Annotated in this window: 22 protein-coding genes; 8 read left to right on the forward strand and 14 right to left on the reverse strand. The window is 68.5% G+C overall.

Features of this window, described 5'->3' with window-relative positions; translation table 11 throughout:
* The first annotated feature begins 599 nt into the window (after positions 1-599).
* The 5 genes from KALB_RS25470 (at position 600) to KALB_RS46825 (ending at position 7,413) form a co-directional block, all read left to right on the forward strand.
* On the forward strand, positions 600-1,751 hold the full coding sequence (locus tag KALB_RS25470) for a PrgI family protein (RefSeq protein ID WP_025358534.1): 1,152 nt from the start codon (positions 600-602) through the stop codon (positions 1,749-1,751).
* Positions 1,748-3,550: a VirB4 family type IV secretion system protein gene (locus KALB_RS25475; protein ID WP_148309624.1), complete on the forward strand. Its 1,803-nt coding sequence runs from the start codon at positions 1,748-1,750 to the stop codon at positions 3,548-3,550. Before KALB_RS25470 ends, KALB_RS25475 begins: the two co-directional genes overlap by 4 nt.
* Positions 3,551-3,607: 57 nt before the next feature.
* Entirely contained in the window at positions 3,608-3,871 is a 264-nt protein-coding gene (locus KALB_RS25480; protein ID WP_025358536.1) for a hypothetical protein, read from the forward strand.
* Between the two features lie 41 nt (positions 3,872-3,912).
* A complete protein-coding gene (locus KALB_RS25485; RefSeq protein WP_025358537.1) occupies positions 3,913-6,390 on the forward strand; it encodes a type IV secretion system DNA-binding domain-containing protein in 2,478 nt (825 codons plus the stop codon).
* A 288-nt stretch (positions 6,391-6,678) separates the two neighbouring features.
* Entirely contained in the window at positions 6,679-7,413 is a 735-nt protein-coding gene (locus KALB_RS46825; protein ID WP_148309625.1) for a hypothetical protein, read from the forward strand.
* A 243-nt stretch (positions 7,414-7,656) separates the two neighbouring features.
* Here KALB_RS46825 and KALB_RS44225 read toward each other — a convergent pair whose 3' ends face one another.
* The gene (locus tag KALB_RS44225) at positions 7,657-7,878 is read right to left on the reverse strand and encodes a hypothetical protein (RefSeq protein ID WP_025358539.1); all 222 of its coding nucleotides are present in this window, start codon (positions 7,876-7,878) and stop codon (positions 7,657-7,659) included.
* 153 nt (positions 7,879-8,031) lie between these two features.
* Here KALB_RS44225 and KALB_RS25500 point away from each other — a divergent pair, with 153 nt between their 5' ends.
* The 3 genes from KALB_RS25500 (at position 8,032) to KALB_RS25505 (ending at position 10,755) form a co-directional block, all read left to right on the forward strand.
* Positions 8,032-9,270 carry a replication-relaxation family protein gene (locus KALB_RS25500; RefSeq protein ID WP_338033815.1) on the forward strand — a complete coding sequence of 413 codons (1,239 nt, stop codon included), beginning with the start codon at positions 8,032-8,034 and terminating at the stop codon, positions 9,268-9,270.
* Between the two features lie 15 nt (positions 9,271-9,285).
* A complete protein-coding gene (locus KALB_RS46830; protein WP_148309626.1) occupies positions 9,286-9,636 on the forward strand; it encodes a hypothetical protein in 351 nt (116 codons plus the stop codon).
* Positions 9,637-9,774: 138 nt separating this feature from the next.
* Positions 9,775-10,755, forward strand: coding sequence for a C40 family peptidase (locus KALB_RS25505; protein WP_025358541.1), 981 nt, complete (start codon positions 9,775-9,777; stop codon positions 10,753-10,755).
* On the opposite strand, the gene KALB_RS25510 is transcribed toward KALB_RS25505, so the two are convergent.
* The 13 genes from KALB_RS25510 to KALB_RS46835 form a co-directional block, all read right to left on the reverse strand.
* A complete protein-coding gene (locus KALB_RS25510; RefSeq protein WP_025358542.1) occupies positions 10,756-11,049 on the reverse strand; it encodes a hypothetical protein in 294 nt (97 codons plus the stop codon). It abuts the gene before it with no gap.
* 147 nt (positions 11,050-11,196) lie between these two features.
* Complete coding sequence (locus tag KALB_RS25515) at positions 11,197-11,745, reverse strand: hypothetical protein (RefSeq protein ID WP_148309627.1); 549 nt, start codon at positions 11,743-11,745, stop codon at positions 11,197-11,199.
* A 213-nt stretch (positions 11,746-11,958) separates the two neighbouring features.
* Positions 11,959-12,774, reverse strand: a complete 816-nt coding sequence (locus KALB_RS25520) for a hypothetical protein (RefSeq protein ID WP_148309628.1) — start codon at positions 12,772-12,774, stop codon at positions 11,959-11,961.
* Positions 12,775-13,363: 589 nt separating this feature from the next.
* A complete protein-coding gene (locus KALB_RS25525) occupies positions 13,364-16,039 on the reverse strand; it encodes an AfsR/SARP family transcriptional regulator (RefSeq protein ID WP_148309629.1) in 2,676 nt (891 codons plus the stop codon).
* Between the two features lie 131 nt (positions 16,040-16,170).
* Positions 16,171-16,608, reverse strand: coding sequence for a hypothetical protein (locus KALB_RS25530; RefSeq protein ID WP_025358546.1), 438 nt, complete (start codon positions 16,606-16,608; stop codon positions 16,171-16,173).
* Between the two features lie 44 nt (positions 16,609-16,652).
* Entirely contained in the window at positions 16,653-17,105 is a 453-nt protein-coding gene (locus KALB_RS25535; RefSeq protein WP_169743534.1) for a pilus assembly protein TadG-related protein, read from the reverse strand.
* Positions 17,102-17,599 carry a TadE/TadG family type IV pilus assembly protein gene (locus tag KALB_RS25540; RefSeq protein WP_081789490.1) on the reverse strand — a complete coding sequence of 166 codons (498 nt, stop codon included), beginning with the start codon at positions 17,597-17,599 and terminating at the stop codon, positions 17,102-17,104. The genes KALB_RS25535 and KALB_RS25540 overlap by 4 nt, the downstream gene beginning before the upstream one ends.
* The gene (locus KALB_RS25545) at positions 17,596-18,000 is read right to left on the reverse strand and encodes a TadE/TadG family type IV pilus assembly protein (RefSeq protein ID WP_025358549.1); all 405 of its coding nucleotides are present in this window, start codon (positions 17,998-18,000) and stop codon (positions 17,596-17,598) included. Before KALB_RS25545 ends, KALB_RS25540 begins: the two co-directional genes overlap by 4 nt.
* Positions 18,001-18,076: 76 nt before the next feature.
* Positions 18,077-18,262, reverse strand: a complete 186-nt coding sequence (locus KALB_RS25550) for a hypothetical protein (protein ID WP_025358550.1) — start codon at positions 18,260-18,262, stop codon at positions 18,077-18,079.
* Between the two features lie 49 nt (positions 18,263-18,311).
* Positions 18,312-19,205: a type II secretion system F family protein gene (locus KALB_RS25555; RefSeq protein WP_025358551.1), complete on the reverse strand. Its 894-nt coding sequence runs from the start codon at positions 19,203-19,205 to the stop codon at positions 18,312-18,314.
* Positions 19,202-20,119, reverse strand: a complete 918-nt coding sequence (locus KALB_RS25560) for a type II secretion system F family protein (RefSeq protein ID WP_042222483.1) — start codon at positions 20,117-20,119, stop codon at positions 19,202-19,204. Before KALB_RS25560 ends, KALB_RS25555 begins: the two co-directional genes overlap by 4 nt.
* Positions 20,116-21,567, reverse strand: a complete 1,452-nt coding sequence (locus KALB_RS25565) for a TadA family conjugal transfer-associated ATPase (RefSeq protein ID WP_025358553.1) — start codon at positions 21,565-21,567, stop codon at positions 20,116-20,118. Before KALB_RS25565 ends, KALB_RS25560 begins: the two co-directional genes overlap by 4 nt.
* Positions 21,564-22,403, reverse strand: a complete 840-nt coding sequence (locus KALB_RS46835) for a CpaE/TadZ family protein (RefSeq protein ID WP_148309630.1) — start codon at positions 22,401-22,403, stop codon at positions 21,564-21,566. The genes KALB_RS25565 and KALB_RS46835 overlap by 4 nt, the downstream gene beginning before the upstream one ends.
* Positions 22,404-22,831: the final 428 nt, after the last annotated feature.

The raw sequence follows: 22,831 nt of genomic DNA on the forward strand, positions 1-22,831 counted from the left end.
GAGGGACCCCGCAGCCCGGCCGCCATCGGGCAGCGGATGCGGGCCTGGCAGGACAGCGAACGCGCCGACCGCCGCGCACCCTCCGGTGTTGGGCCCGCCCGGTTCAGCCACCTGCCGGTCGCCCACGCTAGCCCGTCCAGGCCGATCGGTCCGCCGACATCCCAGTTCCGCACGGCTCAGGCCGCACCGGCTTCCGCGCCGGTTCCAGCTCGCGGCGTGGCGCCGCAGATGCCGCGCTTCCAGTCCCCGGCACCCCCGCGCCCGGACCGGTCCACGCCGGTGCCCCGGCCCGCAGTGACCCCAACGCCCCTGCGGTTCCGGCCCCCGACCCCGGTCGGGCAGACCCGGACCCGGCCCGCCTACACCACACCGGCCCCGGGGTCCTTCCAGACACCGGGCTACTGGCCCCACCAAGACCCCCGCCCAGTCGCGCGCCAGGTCTTCCGTGAAGCCCACCCCACTCCACCATCACCGGTGCCGCGGCCGGTCCAGCGCGCACCACGCCCCGCCCCGGTGGCCCCGGTCTTCAGCTCGCCCTCACCTCCGCCTGTGCCGCCCAGGGCGGCACCGACCCGCCCACCCCAACATGGAGGTGAGACATGAGCCAGCCCGTCCGTATCCCTGCCGACGTCGACCGCGAGGACCGAGTGCTGTTCGACCTGACGGCCCGGCAGCTGACCATCCTGGCGGTGACCGGCATCCTGCTATACGGCGCGTACTCGATCACCGCGCCGGTGGTGCCGCTGCTGGTATTCCTCGTGGTGGCAGTCCCGGTAGGTGCGGTGGTCGCGACGCTGGTCCTGGCCCAACGCGACGGGATTAGCCTGGACAAGCTGCTGCTGGCGGCGGTGCGGCAGCGCCTGAGCCCCCGGCATCGGATCGCCGCCACCGAGGGCGTGCTGCCCGCGCCCCAGTGGCTGGCCACCCGGGCCACCCCGACCAGCGCCCCGCAGGCGGTGTCCCCGGTGGCGTTGCGGCTGCCGGCCGACGCCGTCACAGAGGCCGGAGTGATCGACCTGGGCGGCGACGGGATGGCCGTGGTCGCGACCTGCTCGACGGTCAACTTCTCGCTGCGCACCGCGTCCGAGCAGGAGGCCCTGGTCGCGGTGTTCGGCCGCTACCTGCACAGCCTGGGAGCACCCGTTCAGATCCTGGTGCGCGCCCAGCGGCTGGACTTGTCAGGGCAGATCACCGGGTTGCGGGCCATCGCGGGCGGGCTGCCGCATCCCGCCCTGGAGCAGGCCGCCCGCGAGCACGCGGACTACCTCGCCCAACTCGCCGAGACCACCGACCTGCTGTGCCGCCAGGTGTTGCTAATCCTGCGCGAGCCCGTGCAGGCCGCTGGCACGGTCGATGGGCTGGGCGGTCCCTCTGCCCTGGCGCTGCTCCACGCGGCCCGCTCACGCACCCGCCGCCAAGTGGTCCAGGTCGACGAGACCGCCCGGCACGCGGCGCACACTCGCCTGGTGCGACGCCTGTCCGAGGCCGTCGACCTGCTCGCGCCCGCCGGGATCACCGTCACCCCGTTGTCCGCAGGGCAGGTCACCGGCGTACTCGCGGGTGCCTGCAACCCCGGCAGCCTCCTGCCACCCACTGCGGGGATGGCCGGTGCCGACGAGGTCATCACCACCTCGACCACCAGCGAGGACTGGGACCCCGCGACGTTCGGCGCACCGGTCGGCCCGCCGCCCGGCGAGGCCGCCTGGAACGACGAAGACGACGAGGACTTCGAGCCGAGGTGCCAGCGATGACGCGTGCGCCCTACCGATCTGGGGCCGAGGCGTTCACCCCGGACGCGATCGCGGTCAATCCCCGCTCGCTGGAGGTCGGTGACGAGCACCTCGCTAGCTTCGCGGTCGTCGGCTATCCCCGCGAGGTCCATCCCGGGTGGCTGACCCCGCTGCTGACCTACCCCGCCCGGCTCGACGTCAGCCTGCACATCGAACCCATCGACCCGGTCACCGCCTCTGCCCGCCTCAAACGGCAGCTGGCGCGGCTGGAGTCCGGACGGCGGCACACCGGCGCGCACGACAGGGTGCCCGACCCGGCCATGGAGGCCGCGACCGAGGACGCCTACGACCTGTCCGCCCGCGTCGCCCGCGGCGAGGGCCGCCTGTACCGGGTGGGCCTATACCTGACAGTGCACGCGGGCAGCGCGCAGGCGCTGGCGGCGGATGTGGCCGCGGTGCGGGCGCTGGCCGCGTCGCTGCTGCTAGACGCCCGCCCCACGACCTACCGGTCCCTGCAAGGCTGGGTTGCCACCCTGCCGCTGGGCCTGGACCAGATCCGGTTGCGGCGGACGATGGACACCGCCGCGTTGGCCGCCGCGATGCCCTTCGCCAGCCCCGACCTGCCACCCCCGGACCCGACCGTGCCTGCGGCACCCTCCGGGGTGCTCTACGGGTTCAACCTGGGCTCCCCCTCGCTGGTCCACCACGACCGCTTTGCCCTGGACAACCACAACGCGGTGATCCTGGGACGGTCCGGGTCGGGCAAGAGCTACCTGGTGAAGCTGGAGTTGCTGCGGTCGTTGTACGGCGGGGTCGAGATCCACGTCATCGACCCGGAAGACGAGTACGCGCGGCTGGCCGCCGCCGTCGGCGGCACCTGTGTGCGTCTGGGCTCAGCGGGCGTCCGGGTCAACCCCCTGGACCTGCCCGTCACCACCCGTTCTGACGGGCGGCGCACCGCCCCCGGGGACGCCCTGCTCCGCCGGTCGCTGTTCCTGCACACCGTGCTCGCCGTCCTGTGCGGCACGGAGTTGAGCGCAGCCGAGCGCGCCGTCGCGGACCGGGCGATCACCGCCACCTACAACCACGCCGGGATCACCACCGATCCCCGCACCTGGACGCGTCCGGCACCGCTGCTGGCCGACCTCGCCACAGTCCTCGCCGACACTGGTGATCCGGTCGCGACCGAGCTGGCGGCACGCTTGCACCCCTTCACCGACGGGGCGTTCAGCGGCCTGTTCTCCGGCCCCACCACGACGCGTCCCGAGGGGCACCTCATCGTGTTCTCGCTGCGAGATCTGGCGCCCGAGCTGAAAGCGCTGGGGACGCTGCTGACACTGGACATGGTGTGGCGGCAGGTAAGCAACCCCGCGATCCACCGCCCCCGACTGGTCGTGGTCGACGAGGCATGGCTGTTGATGCAACAACCCACAGGCGCCGCGTTTCTCGCCAGGATGGCCAAGTCGTCGCGCAAACACTGGGCGGGAATCACCCTCGCGACGCAGGACACCGCCGATGTCCTCGGCTCGGATCTGGGCCGCGCGGTCGTGACGAACTCGGCGACACAAATCCTGTTGCGTCAGGCCCCGCAGGCAATCGACGAGATCAGCCAAGTGTTCGGCCTATCCCAAGGTGAGCGGCAATTCCTGCTGTCCGCCAGCTGCGGCCAGGGCTTGTTGTCCACCGGGAACCAGCGCGTCGCGTTCCAGTCGCTGGCCTCCCCCACCGAACACGACCTCGTCACGACGTCCCCGGAATTCCTCGCAACTCTTCAGGATTCCGAAACGAACTCCGGGTGGGTGGACCTGCCAGCAGCGTAGCCACCCTCCCGTATTCGCTTTCCCACCAACAGCTTCCTACCACACAAGGAGTCGACCATGTCCCACAGCTTCATCACCCACGTGACACCGTGGCGTAACGCCCTTCTCGGCCTGTTGCAGCTCGGCCTCGTGGTCGGTCCACTCCTCACCCTCGTGCTCGCGGCCGTGGCATGGCCACTGCAGTGCGTGCCGGTCTATCTCGGACTCGTCCTGCTGGTCGGACTCGGCGCGGTGGTCGAGTACGTCGACATCGACCAGAAACACCGCGAGACCGAACTCCGACGCGAGCGCCTGCGGGATGACGAGGCCGACCGCGCATGATCGCGCACCCACACCGCCTACCGCCGGGGCCGATTCGCGCGGTGGAGAGTGGCCTCCACGGCTGGCTCGTCGAGTTCCTCCGCGATCCCTGGGGCACGGTTCAGGTCCTGCTCGCCTGGCTCGCGGCTTGGGTGGTGGCCTGGGGTCCGATCGCCGGCCCGGTCCTCGTGGTCGGCGTCGGCCTGGCCGCTGCCCTGCACGGCTGGTGGCGCGTCCGCTGCCACGCACGGTGGGCCGCCGACGCACGGCTGATCACCGTCCTGGCTCCACCGACCGTGGACCCGGCTGGCGCGACCGCCCTGTGGTCCAACCTGATCGGGTTACTCCGCCCTGGCTGGGCACGCCTGCTGCGAGGTCAACCGCACCTGGCGGTCGAGTTCGTGTTCGACCGCGACGGGGTCCGGATCCAGGTGTGGGTGCCCGGTGTCGTGCCACCGGGGATGGTCGAACGCGCACTCCAGGCGGCCTGGCCCGGAGCCCACACCCGCACCGCCCCCGCCAGCGCGCCTCTGCCCATCACCGCGCCACGCGGCCGTCGCACCGAAGCCGTCGGAGGTGAGTTGCGGTTGGCGCGCAACGAGGCGCTGCCGGTGCGCACCGAACACGCCGCCGATCCGCTCCGGCCGCTGCTGGGCGCTGCGGCCGGACTCGGCCCCACCGAGCAAGCGTGCGTGCAGATCCTGGCCCGTCCGGTCACCGGACGCCGAGTCGCCTCCGCGCGCCGCGCCGCCCGGCGAGTCCACACAGGACAGTCTCGGCACCTGGCCGGGCGACTACTGGACCTGCTCACCCCCTGCACCACACCGCGCCGACCCCTTCACCACGCCTCCCGCAGCATGGGTGTGCTGGATCGGCAAACGAACCTAGAACACAGTGCACAGGACCGGGCGATCGTGGCCAAACACCGTGCCCCGCAGTACGAGACCCGCATCCGCTACGCGGTGTCGACCACCGTGGACACCAGGGCACACCGCGCGCCGGTACGCCAGGTGCTGCGGGGACGCGGCCACGCGATCGCCGCCGCCACCGCGGTCTACTCCGAGCACAACTACTACCGCAGGACCCGACTCCGGCGCCCGGTCGAGGTGCTTGCCCAGCGTCGGCTGCGGTCGGGGGACCTTCTGTCGGTGGGCGAGCTCGCGGCACTCGCGCACCTGCCCACCGACGAGACGATCCCCGGACTGCAGCGCGCGGGCGCGAATGCGGTCCCGCCACCGCCCGGTGTCGGCGCGATCGGTCCGGGGATAAAACCGTTGGGGAACAGCGATACCGGCCATCCACGCCCGATCGGGCTGCAGGTGGCCGATGCCCGCCACCACGTGCACATCCTCGGCGCCACCGGCAGCGGCAAGTCCGAGCTGATGGCGCGGATGATCCTCGACGACGTACAGTCCGGGCGCGGTGTGGTCGTCGTCGATCCGAAGGGCGACCTGGTCAGCGACCTGCTGATGCGCCTGCCCGAGCACCTCGGTCCCAAGGTCGTGCTCTTCGACGCGGACAGCCGGGCATGTCCCCCGGTGCTCAACCCGTTGGAGGGCACGGACACCGCACGGGCTGTCGATCACCTGGTGTCGATCATGTCACGGATCTACGCCTCGTCCTGGGGGCCGCGCACTGATGACATCCTCCGCGCCGGGCTGCTCACCCTCACCGCGAAGCCCGAGGGCACGCCCACCCTGACCGACCTGCCCACGTTGCTCACCGTGTACTCGGCGCGCGCACGCGCCATGAAGGACGTCACCGACGAGGTCCTCGCGGGCTTCTGGCTGTGGTACGACCAGCTCAGCGAGGCCGGCAGGGCCCAGGCGATCGCACCGCTGATGAACAAGCTCCGGGGCGTGCTGTTGCGTCCGTTCGTGCGCGGCGCGATCGCGGGCGGGCGCTCCACCGTGGACATGGACGCGGTGCTCAACGAGGGCGGGATCTGCCTGGTGCGGATCTCCAAGGACTCCTTGGGCACCGACACCGCCCGCCTGCTCGGGTCCATCGTGGTGGCCCGTGTCTGGCAGGCCGCCACCCGCCGAGCCCGCCTCCCGCAACGACACCGCCCCGACGCCGCCCTGTATCTGGACGAGTGCCACAACTTCCTGCACCTGCCCTACACCCTGCAGGACATGCTCGCCGAGGCCCGCGGCTACCGCCTGTCGATGGTCCTGGCACACCAGTACCTCGCCCAGCTCCCCAGGGAACTGGACGAGGGCATCTCGACTAACGCTCGCTCCAAGGTGATCTTCACGGCCAGCCCGGAGGACGCCCACCGCCTCGCCCGCCACACCCTGCCCCAGCTGGGCGAGCACGACCTCGCCAACCTCGGCGCCTTCCAAATCGCTACCCGCCTCGTGGTCCACGGGGCCGAGACCCCCGCGTTCACCGCTATCACCGAGAAGCTCCCACCCCCGATCCCCGGACGCGCCAAGGCAATCCGCAAAGCCGCCCGCATCAACGCACAACCACCCACCCCACAGCCCACGCCGACCGCCACGGCGCGCCCCTCCACCGACCCCCGCCGAGCCACCTGACGCCACCACCACCGGCACCCGCTCCGCACACTTTCCCTTCCACACCTGATGAAGGGGCAATATTTGAAGCCCTCGCAATTCCTCATTGGACCTGCGGCCTGACCGACGGTGCTACCCCAGCCATGACGCACGCAGATGTTTCGTCTCAGGTCGCAGTGGCCACTTCCCGCCGACTTGGCCCGTCGGGGTTCAGCTCAGCTTGATATGCGTCTATACCTGGGACGAATGGCCACCCGCTCGCTGCAGGACGAGTCCGTACCACGTCGTTCATAACGACCGAGGAGTTCGATGGTGAAGCTGACTGAGGAAGAGAAGGCCCGTCGCGCGCTGAACCGACGCCGCAAGGCCGCATTGAAGGCCGAGCAAGATGCCATTCGACGAGCGGAGAGGCAGCGCGAGTGGGAAAAGAATGGAAGCTACCTGACGTGGGAAGAGTTCGTGGCCGGGGTACCGTGCCGCGGATGCGGCCTGCCCGTCAGCGATGGACGCGGGAGCTGGCCGGCTCTACTCAAGATGGACGACACGCAGCGCGAGGAGTATGAGAGGGCAGAGGCGGACTTCAGACAGCGGCACGCAGACTGTCGTAGTCACCGCTGGAGCATAGAGGGATCCAAGACGGCACACTGCGGATTCTGCTGTCCACCGCCACCTCTGAGCCAGGAGCACCTCGCCGCGATCGCTGCCGCCTTTGCGCGCATCGGACGACCAGATCCTGCCGAGCTTGCCACGTGGCAGCTGACACTGACCTGCGATCACGTCATCGAGAAGGTTCAGCACCACTCACACACCTACTGGTCAGGAAGTGTGACCGACTGCCCCGACTGCAAGCAGATACGTGGGATCGTCACGACCGAGAAGCTTCCGCCGGACTCGGCGCACCGCATCACAGAACAGCGTCGAATGACCGACGAGCTCAACAAGGCTCGCGCAGAGCACGAACGCTTGCAGAAGAAGGCCGACTCCGCCCTGCGCCGCATGAACAAGCTGGAGAACCAACTAGCCGACCTCGACAAGGTCCAGTAGCCGGACCTAGCGAGCCGTCGCGCCTTCACTAGCCGGTGGGTTTGCCGGCTTCGAGGTTGTCGGTCCAACCGAGATTGGGCCAATCTGACCCAAGATTAGGCGGTTCCGGGTTAGACGTCGAACAGGTCGCTGACCACGATGGACGGTAGTTCGCCAACAGCTTCGAGCAGGGCGGCATTGCAGGCAGCTTCGAGCAACGTCTGGACCTCGTCGCGGGTCAACGGTCGCCCACGGGGGCCACCCTCACATTCCAGCAAGTGCGGGGACAGCGTCGCCCTTACAGAACACGGCCTGAGCTCTGTCGCCGAACCACTCCTCGCATACCGGCGCCCAGCCGTGCCAGCAATTCAGAAGGAAATCCAGGAACAGGCTGATCGCCACCTCGTGCGGCCGCGCGGTGGACACCACGATCGGCGACTCGCCGCCGCACATGTGGTCGATGAACACCTCGCCGCCCGCTGGCATCCACTGACACGGTTACAGCCTGACATGCCTCTCCGCACAGCGAATCAACCACAGTCTGGGCGCGCTCGTCGAGTCCCTCAGGAAGCGGACTGGCTACCGCTGCCCCTCCAACATCGCCTCGAAGGCAGCAGGGGCTGACCGAGGTGGACGACGTTGTCCGCCAAGAAAGTTCACGCGGATCCTGGTGCTTTAGAAGCCACCGTGCTGTCGTTTCAGACACAAATTGATGCGCACAGAAGCCCGGCCCCGGTCAGCGCCACACCGACTCGTCACCTTCTCTACTCGTCCGTTGCCGTTGACCAGGAAGAACGACGATTACACCAACCTGCGCAATATTGCATCAGATGCAATTCCGCCTATTTGACTGGGAGACCCGCAACGATGATCACCAATTCGACGCCCCAGCGACAACTCCGCGGGCACATGCCCCAACGGACCACCCCACGCGCGGCGACCACCGGCGAGCACCACGCCCGCCTCGCCCATCGCCTGACCACACGTGACCGGTGGATCACCCGGATGCTGCACGAGCACCGCGTCCTGACCACCCACCAGATCGCGGCCACCGCCTTCACCACCCTGCGGGCCGCCAACAAGCGGTTGCTGGACCTGTACCGGTGGCGTGTCATCGACCGGTTCCAGCCGTTCGTGCACACCGGGACCGCGCCGATGCACTACGTCCTGGACACCGCCGGAGCCGCCGTCCTCGCCCACGAGGACGGCCTTGAACCCAGCAAGACCGGCTATCGGCACGAGACCGCGATCGGCATCGCGCACAGCCTGCGCCTGGCACACACCGTGGGCCGCAATGACTTCTTCGTCTCCCTGATCGCCATGAGCCGCCACACCAGGGAGCACCACCAATTGATCGCTTGGTGGTCGGAAGCCCGCTGCGCGCGTCACTTCGGCGACATCACCCGGCCCGATGCCTACGGCCGCTGGCGCGAGGACGGCCGCGAGGTCGAGTTCTTCCTCGAATACGACTGTGGCACCGAGCCCCTGCACCAGCTCGCCACCAAACTGCGCGGCTACCACCGGCTCGCTGTGGCCACCGGGGTCGTCACGCCGCTGTTGTTCTGGTTGCCCAGTACTGCGCGCGAGGCCGGTGCACGCCGGGTACTCGCCACAGCACGCGCCGAACTCGACAATCCGAGTCTCGTGCCCGTCGCCACCACTGCGGCCACGCTCACCGCCTCCGACGGACGCGACAGTCCCGCCGCCGCACGGTGGCTGACCGTATCCGGGCAAGACCAGCCAGCCCGGCTCCAGCTCGCAGAGTTGTGGCCGAAGTCCGTGTCGACACACAACACCGGCACTGTTACACCTCATCTCTCCGTACCCACCGCAGGCCGGACAGAGCTGACACCCCCGGCACCGATGCCACCACCGTGATCACGTCCCCTCCCCATGATCACCGTGACCGTCATCGCGCAGCTGGGCATGGCGATCACCGACGGCAGCGGTGATCCCACCACGACCGCGCGCGTCGGCATCCCGCCCCCTCCCACGTGGCTGACTCCCGTGCCGGACTGGTCGATCCTCGCCGAAATTGGCACCATCGAGACCGACCATGATCACCTCACCGCGCTGGGATCCGCCAGCGGTGAGGAACATCGCTGGGCCTCGGCATTTCCAGGTTTCAGCTGCCGTAAGGCATGTCCGACTGCCGTCTTTTCCCCGTACTGCGGTGTATCCGGGCCAGGCACGTGGGATCGCTGGAACCGAGGGCACGGATCCGCGCCGAGAGCTTTCGTCTGACAGACCGCGTCGCAGCCGTCCAGGTATCGCCACCGTTGTCGGAGCACCCGTGCTCGGCCGACGGCATCCGTTATCCGATGGTGTCCTCGCGTGCGCCACCGCGGTCCGCCCCGCAGTCACGGAGGAGGTCGATCACCCATGTCCACCACCAAGGTCGTCGCCACCGCGGCGGTCGCGGTCCTCCTACCTATCGTGTTCGTAACCGCTGGGGTCAGCGGCATCGCCTCCGTGGTCACCGGCGGCGGCCCCGGGGACTGCCTCCCGGCCGATTCCACGGCGAGCGCTGTAGCCGGCTATCGGCCCGAGCAGACGGCCAACGCCGCGACGATCGTCGCAGTCGGCAAGCAGCTTGCCGTCCCGCCGCAGGGCTGGGTGGTGGCCATCGCCGCCGCGCTCCAGGAATCCGGGCTGGACAACCTCGACCACGGCGACCGGGATAGCCTCGGCCTGTTCCAGCAACGCCCGTCCCAAGGCTGGGGAACCCCGGTACAGATCATGAACCCCACCTACGCCGCCACCCAGTTCTACCGACACCTGCTCGCTGTGACGGACTGGCAGCGGATGAGTGTCAACGATGCCGCCCAAGCCGTGCAACGCTCCGGGGTCCCCGACGCCTATGCCCAACACGAACACGCCGCGCGAGGAATTGTCGGGGCCTTGGCAGGTGTCACCTGCACCGGCATCACGGTCGGTACTGGAGACTGCGCCCACGTTCAGGCACCCAACCCGACGGCGCTGGTTGCGATCAACTACGCCTGCGGGCAGCGCGGCCTGCCCTATGTCTGGGGCGGCAACGGGGGGCCCGATGGTGGGTTCGACTGCTCTGGGTTGACCAAGGCGGCCTACGCCGCCGCGGGGATCGTTCTGCCCCGAGTCGCCCAGGACCAGTACAACGCCGGACCGCGACTGCCTGCAGGGCAGCCGCTTCAACCGGGCGACCTGGTGTTCTTCGGCGCCAGCGACACCTCCATCACCCACGTCGGTATCGCCATCTCCGCGACCGAGATGATCGACGCCCCCGACGTCGGACAGGTCGTGCGCGTCGACCGGATTGGCCCGAGCCGAGTCGGAGTGACTCGCCCGTCCACCACACGAACCGCCTCCTTGCCCGCTGGGTGATCAGTGTGGTGCGGACCGGTCCGGTCTGTGGTGTCGCCAGCAGCCACAGGTTGAGGGCACCGTGCAGAAGAGGTCCGGGCGACTGCCGTAGAAGTCGGTGTGGGGGCGTGCGCGGGGGTCGTAGTCGAACTCGCGCTTCCAGCGGGAGAAGTCGCTGTCGAGGGTGGTGTCCCGTTCGCAGAGGTAGGAGGCGAACGCCAGCGCCCGGTACCAGTCATCGCCCTGTCCATACAGCCAGCGGCTGGCCGCAGCGAACAGCTCGGCACCGGTGACGGTGTAGACGCGCTCGTCCATAGCAGAACACTCCATCCAGTCGTTGGGCGCTTGCCGAGCAGGCGGTCGGCGAGAGCGTTCGTGTGCAGGTGTCGGCCGTACGAGTGCCGCGTGTGGTTTCGGAGCCTCGCGCGAGGGGTTACCGCAAATGGGTTCCGAGCGCGACAGTCAGGTGACGAGGAAGCCGTTCTGGTCAGCGCAGGCGGTCAGGAACGGGATGAAGTCGTCCCCGAACGCTCGGGGGTGGCGTCGGCCGTTGGCGCGGTGGGCCCGATAGGTGGCCAGCGCGCTGGCGCACTCCTCCCGCTGCACGAGCCAACCGCACGGCTCGGTCACCTTGTGCACTGGGATCCCGGACTGGTCCACGGGCAGGTGCAGTGCGAGTACCCGGTCTCGTGCGGTGACGTAGTCGCCGTACCGAGGTCCGGTCCACCGGATCGTTCCCCGCTCATCGCTGTGTGCGGTCAGTCCATACTCACGCGGGTGTGGCAGCAGGAACGGTGGCTGTCCCCAGTCACCCAGCTGAGAACGCGGCGCGCGGTAGCCGAACCGCTCGACGGAGTAGGCCATGCCCAAGCCGATCAGAGCAAGGTGAAGCACGTGGATCCGGTCGGCGGATAGCGACACGTAGTTGGTGGTGTGTGCGTACCAGTCGATGCCGCGGTCGGGTTGGCGACGGTCCGGCAGCGTGGCGCGGTTGACGAGTTCCAGTCCCATGATCATTGCCTCTCTAGGCAGGTGACACCGCGTGAGCATGGCTCGAGAAGTGATTGGAAAGCGGCCGGCGCAGTCACAGCACACCGACTGTCCTGATCAGACAGTCACGGTGACGCGGTCGCTCCACCTACAGGGCAAACGGGAGGGCACGCGCGCAGGCCGAGCGCTGGGGAGTGTCGGGTGCCTTCTCGCTATCCGTTCCGCAGGCCGAGGTCAGTAGATGTCGAAGCCGACACGGCCGATCCCGCAGGCGGGACAGGCGATCGTGTTGCGTTCCTCATCGACGTCCTTGGCGTCGTCGAAGTGCCAGACCAGGGTGGCATCGCCCTCGTCGGGGGTGAAGGTCCCCTCACCGGCTTCGGCCTGCCACCGGTTGCCGCAGCAGTCGCAGCCCGCTGCACAGTGCGCGGCGCCGAACTCTTCCTGCTCGACCAGCCAGTTCCCTGCCGCTTCCGCGTCCTCGAAGTCGACTCCGGTGGCGCCGACCAGCGAGGAGGTGTGGTCACCGACCAGGGCGAGCAGGTACCAGCCGACCGGGGTGACCACCGTCCGGTCGCGCTGGCCGGACACGGTGGTCGTGGTCAGGGTGAATTGTCGCAAGACGTGGATGACCAGGACAGTGCGTCCCTGGTCGAGGTAGGCATCGTGGGAGGGTTCCGACCACACCGGCCTCGCCGTGAGGTAGCCGGTGTCGACGAGTGCCGTCACCACGTCCTGCGCGTCGAGCCGGGCGACATCCACTACCGAGCCGTCCGCAGCGACTCGCGGGAACTGCGGGCGGACCGGAGCGTCACCAGCGACCGGGTGGGCGGTGTGCTCGGAGGTGGCGAACGTGAGCGCGTCGTGCAGCAGCTGTCCGCGGGCGGTATCACCGCCCTCCAGCACAACGCGCAGCGTGTCAACCGCGCTCACAGTCAAGGAAAACGGCGCGACAGAAACAGCGGAAAGTGTCATGATTCCCAGCCCCTTGGGCGACATTCCTATCACGGAAGAGCTGTCAGATTCGCCACTTCCGTCCGACACCTCCAATACTACTCCCATCACACCACAAAGCAAGCTTTCTTACACTCCAATTTCATGATTCTTTACAACCCCTTCCGTGAAGCCATCAGACAATTCGAACTTGCATGCATCCATCAATCATGACAAAGCCTGCCGGATATAGGAAAAGGTACCAACCGGAAAGGCTCACGAGAATAGGAAGGTGGCCGAAATGTTGGAAGAAGTTAGCGTCCAAGACGGATAACCCGCAGGCTCCCATCCACCAAATCGACTATTCAGATGCCTGCCCGCAGGCAAGTCTGACGCAGCATTGGCCCGCCCGAGACGCTCGATGAGCTGCAGAGACAGGCGTGCCAGGACGGGCCGATCTAGCGGGCCGCCCTGCTGGCCCACCGGTTGGCCGGTGGGTAGGCATCCCCGCAGGCCCCGCAGCCATCCACGGAGCTCACTACCTGGGATGGTCAAAAACTCGCATTACCCCAGTTTGCAACTCTGCGGATTCCGCCACGAATATCGTTTACGCAACTCACTTCGACTGGACAGCGAATCCAACCTAAGCAGTCAGGCGAGTAACGCGGGCTTAAACGCGGGTTCGCCACCGTGCAGTATAGCGCGATTACCGCACCGTCGCGTCGCGATGACGGAGTACTGCGGCCAGATCGAGAGTCGCCTTGCTCGGTGGCCGGTCGATCTCGGCGAGGTTGGTGGTCAGCAACGCCAGGGTGCGCTCGATGGCGTCGTATTGTCGCAGCCTGGCGTGGTTTCGCATGATGATGCGGTAGACGCTTTCGTTGGTGGGGTCGATCTGGCGTGCTGTTTCCAGCAGGGGCAACAGGGTGGCTGCGTCGATGCTGGTCTCGGTGTCGGTGAGGTGGCTGAGCAGGTCGAGCACGTCGCGGTGGACGGCCTCTCGTGGTCCGTCGAGCCAGAGCCGGGCGAGATCCTCGGCAAGTGCTCCCTGGTAGAGGCGCGCGGCACGGAGCCGGTCCTGCGTCGCCGCGGCGGGAGCGGCCAGGATGTTCTGGAGCTGCTGGTAGTCGGAGTGCACGATCACCGGGTCGAGCTGGTAGCGGCCGTCCGCGTGGCGGACGAGGTCGGTGATCTGGTTGTCGGTGGTCTTGCCGAGGTCGGCGCGCAGCCGCGAGAGGGTGTAGTGCAGGTTGTTGTAAGGGCGGTCGGGGTTGGCGTCAGGCCAGAGGTCGTCGACGAGCTTTTCCCGGCGTACACCGCGCGGGTGCAGAGCGAGGTAGGCGAGCAGTTCGCGGGCCTTGGGAGTGATCCCGAGTCGCTTGTGGTCCATCGCCAGCTGGATCGGCCCGAAGACCTGGAGCCACAGCGGCCTTGTGGTCGCCGCATCGTCCATCGGGGTCTTGGGAGAGTCGGCTGGGGTCAGCCGCGTGACGCCGCGGTCCAGGGTGGCTGTGCAAGTTGCGGAGCGGGGAGCGGGAGAGGGTGGTGGTGCTGGCTGGTTGTGGCGGTCGGCGGGTTCCTCGGCGTCGTGCAGGAGTGTGAGCAGGGCGTCGGTGTCGGCGTCGGGCAGGGTGAACAGACGGCCGGTGGTGAGGCAGTTGCTCGGGGTGGTCTCGGTGACCAGGCCGTCCAGGGCGACGTACGCGGTCGTGCCGTGCGGCCATCGGCCAGCCAGAACGCAGACCACGTCCACCGGGGAGCTGGTGCGGAGGATGGCCAACAGGCGGCTGGCGGTGTCGTCCTGCAGCGTGGCGATCAGCACCAGTTCAGGCTCGCCACCGCGCTGGTCCTCTTCGATGTCGGTGAGGCGCTCGCGGGCTCGGGTGAGCAGCGTGGTCTCCACCTCGGTCAGCGCGTCTCGCAGCGACGGCAGGACAGTCAGTGCCCCAGGAAGCCGGTCGACGTGATCCAGGATGGCGTCCAAGTCGGACTGCGAGATGAGGACTTGCACGCGACGACCGCGGTGGCCCTGAGCGAGCACGTGCACTAGCAGCGCACGGATAACAGCAGGCACGCCGGGACCAATGAGGCCCAGGCCGTGTGTGGCTGCCAGGTCGAGCGCGAGGTCGTGGCCTTCGCGGACATCGTCCGGTGCAGGTGAGCTGTCCGAGGCTTCGGACAGTGGAGTTGCTGGGTGTGAGTGCGCCGGGGTCGTTGTTGGCGGCGTGTGGTCGTGGGCGATGCGCAATGCGCGGACAACCGGGGCGATCGGTTGGTTGAGGTCGGCCCGGTGCCCGCTGCCAGCACGGTAGCGGCGGCGACGTTGCATGCGGATGGTCAGCATGGCCGCGGCGACCACTGCGGCCAGGCCACCGCTCACGAACGCCCCCGTGGCCAGATCCAGTCCCGGCGGGGTGCGGTCGCTGCGATGCTGACCGGCGTGGTCGGTCGACGCGGGCGCGGTGGGCGGCGTCGTTGGTGGTGTCGTGGACGCGGTGCTCGTAGTCGGAGGCGGCTGAGGCGGAATCTGCGGCGGATGCTCGTCGGGGGGCGCGGGGATATAGGCGATGATCCGCCAGCCGGGGCGGACCAGATTGGGGTCGGAGAGCGTCCGGCCGTCGGGCTGTGGGACGCCGCGGTTGAGTTGGAACAGTTCCGGCCACCGGCTGCCGCCGCCTGGGCCGTAGATGCGTTCGGCGACCCGCGACAGGCTGTCGTAGATCCCGTCATGCGGAAGTCGGACTTCCTCGGTGACCTGGACCATGCCCGGTGGCGCCGGTGCCGCTCGATCGATCACAACGGTGGTCTGCTGTACCACGGCGCCGTCGGCGGCCGGGGCGTGCGCCGCCGGGCCAGGAGTCATGGGCGCGGTCACCACGACGGGCGCGAGGTCGCTGGTCAGGGCGGCCATGGTCGTCGTCGGCGTGGTGTACGGGGCACGGTTGCCGAGCAGGGTCAGCACGATGGTGCCGATCAGGGTCGTGGCGAGCCCACGCAGCGGGCCGGATGGGCTGACCTGCGGCCAGGTGATCCCGCAGGCCGCATCGACGGTGCAGCGGGCGACGTCGAATACGAAGAGGGCCCAGACGATCCAGCACAACACCGCGAGGATGTTGAGGAGGAGCTGCGGGCTCATCGGGTTGAGCAGCATCGCCTGGACTTCGTCCCAGGTCGGCACGTGGTCTGGGAGCGGCCAGCCGACGAGGTGCACCAAGGCCCAGGGTAGGCCAGCCACAAGCGCGAGCAGGACGATGACGGCGAGCAGACCGCGCATCACCCGGCCGACGAACCGGAACCCGGCCACCACGACTGACCAGGTGTGGCGGCCCACGCTCGGTGGCGATGCTGGCTTGCGATGCGAGGTGTGTGCTGTTGCGGTCACAATGTGCTCAATTCCTTGGCAGTACAGGGTTTATGGCTCGAAGCGCACTGTCCTGCGGACGCATTGAACATCGAGCGAGCCGGTGTGGCCGGGACTCGACACGGCAGGTCGGCCAGAACAGCCGCGCGATGTCATGCCACCTCCGTCGCGCCCCGCACGAGCGCACTCGTGGAATCAGCGCGAGGTGCGGCAGGCTCGTGGAGCGTCGGCGGTTGGCCGGTCGTCGGCGGCGTTGCTGCGGAGGGTCCTTGGTTCGTCTCGTTCTTCGTGCCGAGGCCACTGCCGGCCGTGCGCTTCCGCTTGGTGCGGATGGACTTCCGGTTCAGGAGCCATTGGTTGAGTTCGCTGGCTGGCACGTTGGTGAATCGGGCCAGTTCATCGACGTCAATGACGTCACTGGCGTCCACGAGTACCTCGCCGAGTTCTCGCTCGATGTCGGCCAACTGGTCGGCTGCGGTGGTGCGGCGCTGTGCGAGCTCGCCGACCTGCTTGGCCGCGGCGGATCGCTTCGCGGTCCGCGCGGTGTCGGCCTCCTCGACGCGACGTTCGATCTCTTCGGGGGTAGTCATCCTGATCTCCTGTTCTGTTGACTGGTCGAAGCGACAGTGTGCGGTCAGGGTTCCGGCCCGAAGATGCCGCGCTGTGGCTGGGCTTGGCCGGTTCCAGTGACGGTGATCGAGCCGATGCCGACCAGGCCGAGCAGCTGGGTCGGCTGGCTGACGGTCACCGTCACGTTCACCGTGTTGCCGGCAACGGACACGGTGCCGATGTGGCCCGCAGCGGCCAGATGGCTGCGCGCCGCGGCGCCAGCCTGCTGTGGGAGGAGGCGAAGGGTACCGGTGGCGCGGTAGGCGGCCAGGTCGATTTCCTGGGCGCCGGACCGAGCGGCTTCCTGTGCTTCACCGGCCGCACGGACCTTGGCGGCCAGGGCGAGTCCACCGTCCAGGACGAGGCCAGCGAAGAGCAGAGCCGCTGCGACGGTGATAACGACGAACGCAGTCACGCGGCCGTTCTCGTCCTCGCGCAGCCGACGCACTCGGTGGCGCAGCGACCCGATGTCCCTCATCGCCCATCCCCAGCCTGTGTGAGCGTGGCGGTGCCGCGGTAAACGTCGACCGGTGAGGAGAAGCTCGACTGGAACGTGCGGGTACCGGGGACGCCGAGCATGGTCAGGTCTCCCAGGCTGACGGTGCAGAAGACGGTGACGGTCACCGTGGAGCCCGAGGTAAGTCCGCGAGCGTCAGTGACGACCGTGAGCAATTGGCAGTTGATCCCGGCGGAGGCCAGTGCCGCGCTGGCGGTGGCCTGGGCGCTGGTGGTGGCCTGCGAGGAGTTGCGGGCCAGGGTGGCTGCGCGGGCGGCTTGGTGGGCGACGTCGTAGAGCCGCAGCTTGATGTCCGCCACCCGGCCGCAGAACACGACGAACAACAGCAGCAGGATCAGCAGCGGGGTGAGGAGGGCGAGCTCAGCGGCAGCCGAGCCCCGCTCGTCGCGGCGCAGCCCACGCATCCGTGCGCGCACAGGGCAGGTGAGGGTTTGGAGCTGCCGGACCGCGGTCATGGTGTCGCTCCGGCGTCGGCCGGCGGGGTAAATTTGTCAATGGGACCAACGGCTTCGGCGTGGACCGTGAAGGTCGTGAACGGGATGACGTTGATCACGGTCCCGCGGATACTCACGAATGCTTGGGTGGTGCCACGTTGAACGTTGACCAACGTTGCGCGCAGCGGCCCGTTTCCCAGTTGTGCGAGGACACGTTGCCCCTCGGTGGTGCCGGCTTCAGGGCTGCCGCCTGATACACGGGCGGCGGACAGAGCTTCGGAGGCGGCGGCTTGGGCGATGTGGGTGGCGTGCATGTAGAGCGCGAACTGGGCGATGAGCAAGATCAGCAGCAACAGCAGGGGTGTGACGATGACGAGTTCGACCGTGCCCGCGCCCCGCTCGTCGGTGCGCAGGCGACGCAAGACTGAGCGCACATGTGTCCCGCGTGTGCTCGGCGTGCCAGATCGGCAGGCGTGTCGAGGCATGGTGATCACCGGCCTAAAGGTTGATGTCTTGGGCCTTCTGAGTGACCTTCACGACGATGATCGCGATGACGGCGATCGCAAGGGCCGCCAGCAGTGCGGTGACAACGACCGCCTCGGTTGAGTAGCCGCCTTCGTCGTGACGCAGCCGCTCCAGCTCTGCGCGGAAGCGTGCGATGAGGATCTGAACTTCGGCGAACATCACTTCTCCCCTATGGTTCGGGGTCCGTCATGGACTGTCCTGGTGGAACTCACAGACCTCCCAGCACGCTCGCGAGTGCGGGAAAGCCTATGAAAATGAGGAATCCGCCGAACAACAGCACGACGGGCAGGCTCATCCGTTCGGTCGCGGCCTGGGCCTCGCCTTCGGCGTCGGTGAGCTCGCGGGTGCGCAACGCGGCGGCTTTGGCCGCGAGGCTGGCCCGGACGCGAGCGCCTTCGGTGCCAGCGAGGCTGACCGAGGCGGCCAGCTCGGACAGCTGGTGCACGTCGAGCTCGGAGCCGAGTTGCCCGAGGACGGACCACGGTGTCGTCCTCGTGAGTTTGGCTGTGACCAGCGCGCGGCGAAGTTGGTGGAATGCCCAGCCGCGGCCGATGCTGACCGCGTCGGACAGGGCGCCGTCGACCCCGGCTCCCCCGGCCAGCAGGACGCGGATCAGGTTCAGGTAGGCCGACAGCGCGTGCCGGAAGGTGGCGCGCCGACGCTCGGCTTCCTGCCGAACGCTGATATCCGGCACCAGAAAGCCGCTGAGGGCGAAGAGCAGACTGACCACAGCAGGGATTTCCCAGCCGAGACCGACATCGGCCACGAGCAGCACCAGGTGCACCAGAATCGGCAGCACCAGCCCGGTGATCGCCAGGGTCGCCTTCTCCGCCAGGTGGTGATCAATGCTCTTGCCGATAACGGCGAGATCGTTGCTCAGTCGTCGGGTGGGCAGCCCGACCACGGCCAGCGGCCTGATGAACGGCCGCCCCATCCGCAAGGCCCATCCACCAGAGTCGGCGGTGAGGATTGGGGCAGGCGAGGGGGTCGCGTGCAGCTGGTCGACCAGGGCCTGCAGTGGTGGCCGCGGCGGGAACAGGTACACCACCAGGGCCCAGAGCCCGACACCGAGTCCGGCGCCCCACACGAGCGCACTGATCATGGCGCCGCTCCCCTCTCCACGAACAGGTTCTCGACCTCGGCGTCGTGCGGTCGGATCGAGGCCAGCTCGGTGAGGAACCGTTCGGGCTCACGCAGCCGCGCAATCCGTGCCAGCCAGCCGAAAGCGACAGCGAACAGGAACCCGACGAGCAGGAGCATGATCTGACCGAACCCGGTGTCGTAGGGGGCGAGGTAGCCGCGGTTGAGCAGCACCAGCCCCATCGCGAACGCCAGCGTGGTGCTCACGATGACCCGCACGCTGGTCCGGCTGCGGGCACGGCCGGCCTCGACCCGCATCCGCATGGACGCCTGCTCCCGCGCCTCGCTGGCCAGTTCGCCGAGCAGGTCCGCCAACTGCCGGGCCTGGTGTTCGGCGGCCAGCACGAGCGCGGAGATCACCAGATCCGCGGTCGGGTCACGCAACTGGTCGGCGAGGTGGCGCAGCGACGGCGCGAGGCGTTCCCCGCGTTCCAGTCGAACGGCCAGTTCAGTGATCTCCTCGCGGATCACCTCGGGGCAGGCCGAGGCGGTGGCGAGGATGGCCTGTTCCAGGCCGGCTGCCGCGACCAGGGTGTCGCGCAGCATTTCTGTCCACCCGGCGATCGCCTCGATCTGTTCGAGGTGGCGCTTGTGGTCGACGTTCGAGCCGAGGATCCGCGGCAGGCCCACCACGGCCAACGCAGTGAGGACTGCGCCGATCACCCAGCCGGTGACCGTGCCGACAGCAAGCCCCGCCAGAACCGCCGCGACCAGCCAGCCCAACTGCGTGCGGTCGTGCTGGGCCGCCAGCCAGGTGCGCAGCCGCGACGGTGTCCGCAGGCGGATGGGCCGACCGCGCAACCCGGCCACGGTGAGCAGGACACCTGCGGCTAGGCCAACACCGAGCAGCACGAACAGCGCGACGGTGGTCGTCACGGCGTCCACCACCCGTCATGCCGCTCAATCAGGTCCGGGTCGAAGCCAGCGTCGACGAGCAGGTCGACGGTGTCGGTACGCAGCGGAGCACCGGGCACGGCGCGCAGGTCAGGGCCGGCCCGCCAGACCTCGTTGCTGACGACCTGGGCACCGTCGGCACCGACGACTTCACGGATGGACGACACCACGCGCTTGCTCGGGTCGTCGCGGGGCTTGTCCAGGTGCACCACGAAGTGCAAGGCCGCAGCGACCAGGAGATTGGTCGCCTCCATGGGTAGCCGCTCCGGGCCCTGCACGGCATAGGCGGCCAGCTTGGTGAACGCGCCCTGGCTGGAACTGCTGTGCAGGGTGCCCATGCTGCCGTCGTTGCCCATGCTCATGGCGTTGGTCAGCGGGATGACCTCCGGGCCGCGGACCTCACCGACGATGACCCGGTCCGGTGACATGCGCAGCGACTGCCACACCAGGTCCGTCAGTGAGATCTCGCCCCGGCCTTCGATGTTGGGTTCGCGGGCCTGCAGCGCCACTACGTCCGGGTGGGCGTTGGTGTCCTCCCCGAGGCCGAGCTCGAAGACGTCCTCGATGGTGATCAGCCGCTCCCACGGCGGGATCACTGAGGCCAAGCCGCGCAGTAGCGTGGTCTTGCCGATCGCCGTGCCGCCGGTGACCAGCACGTTGCGCTTGGCCCGCACCAAGGCTTTCAGGAAGGACTCCAGCGCGAGGTCGATCGTGCCGTTCTCGCGCAGCTCAGCGAGGGTAGCCGTGGTGAAGCGGTGCCGCCGGATCGACACCGACGGCCGTGCAGTGACGGCCATGACCGCCGAGACGCGTTCGCCGCCGGACAGCTGGAAGTTGACGATCGGGCTACCGCGGTCGAAGCGACGTTCCTCCACGCCGGAGCGGGTGGCCAGGTCGCGGATGAGGTCGATCAGCTCGGCGTCCGAACCCACCACCGGTGGCAGCCGACGTCGACGACCGTCGGCGTACTTGACGAAGACCCGATCCCCGTTGATGTTGATGTTCTCGATTTCGGTGTCCGCCAGCAGCGGCTCCAGTCCGGCCAGACCGAACACCTCGTCCAGGACCTGGCGGATCAACCGCTGCTCGACCTCGGGCTGCACCAGCAAGCCACCGGCGGCGGAGTTGCGGAGCTCGCCTTGAGCGTGAGCCTCCGCCGCGTCTTGCAGGATCATCTCCGCGAGCCGGCGGCGCACCTGCTTGTCCATCGACGGGCGCCCGGCGTTCTCGTCGTCCCGGATGCGCCGGCTGAGCTGGGTCGACAGTTCGTCGCGTAGGTGTTGCCGGAGCCGATGCGCGGCGGTTGCCTCCCCAGTGGGGCGATGCGGGAGATCCGACGGGCCGGGCAGGGTGTGCACGGGGATGGGGTGCAGGCCGCTGCCGTTGGCCGAGGTCGTCGCCCGCGGGTCACTGAGTCCGGACTGGCTCATGTCCTCACGCCCCTTGGTGTCCGGCGCCCCAGGGGTTGCGGTGCTGTCCCTGGGATCGATCCGCTCGGCACCGCCAGCCGACCGCGCGGCGCAGCGGCCGTGCCATTAGTGGCCGTGGACCAGTGCGCGAGGGCATTCAGAGCGATCCTGGCGGCTGCGTGTCCGAGTGCGGACCGCGCCGGGCTGTGCCGACGGTTGCCCCGTCCGCTCAGGACCGCGGCGCCCTTGTCGTCACGGGGCAACCTGCCCAGGACCGGGACTTGCAGGACCTGGGACACCGCGACGGTCGGGTAGCCATCACCGACCAGCACGAAACACGGCATTCGGCACCACCGCTGGGCGGCCGACAGCTTAAGCGCAACATGGGCGAGTTCATCGTCGCGCGGGCGGGCGACCAGCAGCATCGCATCCGCGTCGCGGATGATCGGGAACGTCGGCGAGTCGGGATCCACACGTCCGCAGTCAGCGATGACCGTCGTCCCCGGATGATCAGCAGCTCGGCGCAGCGGGGATGGTTTGCTGGACGCCAGCACTGACAGCGCGGCGCGGGCCTGTTCAGCGCCGACTGGCCCGAGGACCACCCGCAAGCCCGGCTGCAGTACCTGGGCATGCTGGGCGAGCAGGGACGGATCGTGGCTGCCCCTGCCCCGTGCGGCAGCGGCTAGGCTGACCAGTCCGGGAGATTCCTCCAGCCGGAACCGCGCCATGAGGTCGCCACCAGCCGGGTCGATCTCGACGAGGATCGGATCCTCGTGGACGGGCCACCGTGCCGCAAGCGCGGTCGCCAGGGTCGTGACTCCGGGTGATCCCTTCAGTGAGCAGACTGCGACCAGCATCAGCGGTCTCCTTCCGCGATCGCCAGGACGCTAAGCTGGCCTGTCGGAGCAGAGGCCAGCGCCCGAGCGTCCGAATCAGACAGTTGCAGGGAGAGGACTGTGATCTGATCGGTGCCGCGTGACGCGACAGCGGTCACCACTGCAGTCCATGCGCCAGTCTGCCCGGTCGAGGTTCCCGCAGTGGCGCTCTGGCCGGGTGTCGTGAGCACGGCGACGGTGGTTCCAGACGAGAGGTCGGGTGGGAACTGTCCAGGCTTCAGGCCGACTGCGGCGATTGCCCTACCTGGCGGCGGAACCTGCCGCGTGCCGAGCACCGAACGCGTCAGCAGCGACCCTGCAGGCACACTGAATGCGAGCGGGTGTCCCACCACTGTGGATGCTGCTGACGCGGGAACCGTGTCCAATCCGGAGTCGGGTGCCATGCTGAC

It is taken from the genome of Kutzneria viridogrisea DSM 43870, from assembly GCF_000525635.1.
Lineage (GTDB): Bacteria > Actinomycetota > Actinomycetes > Mycobacteriales > Pseudonocardiaceae > Kutzneria > Kutzneria viridogrisea.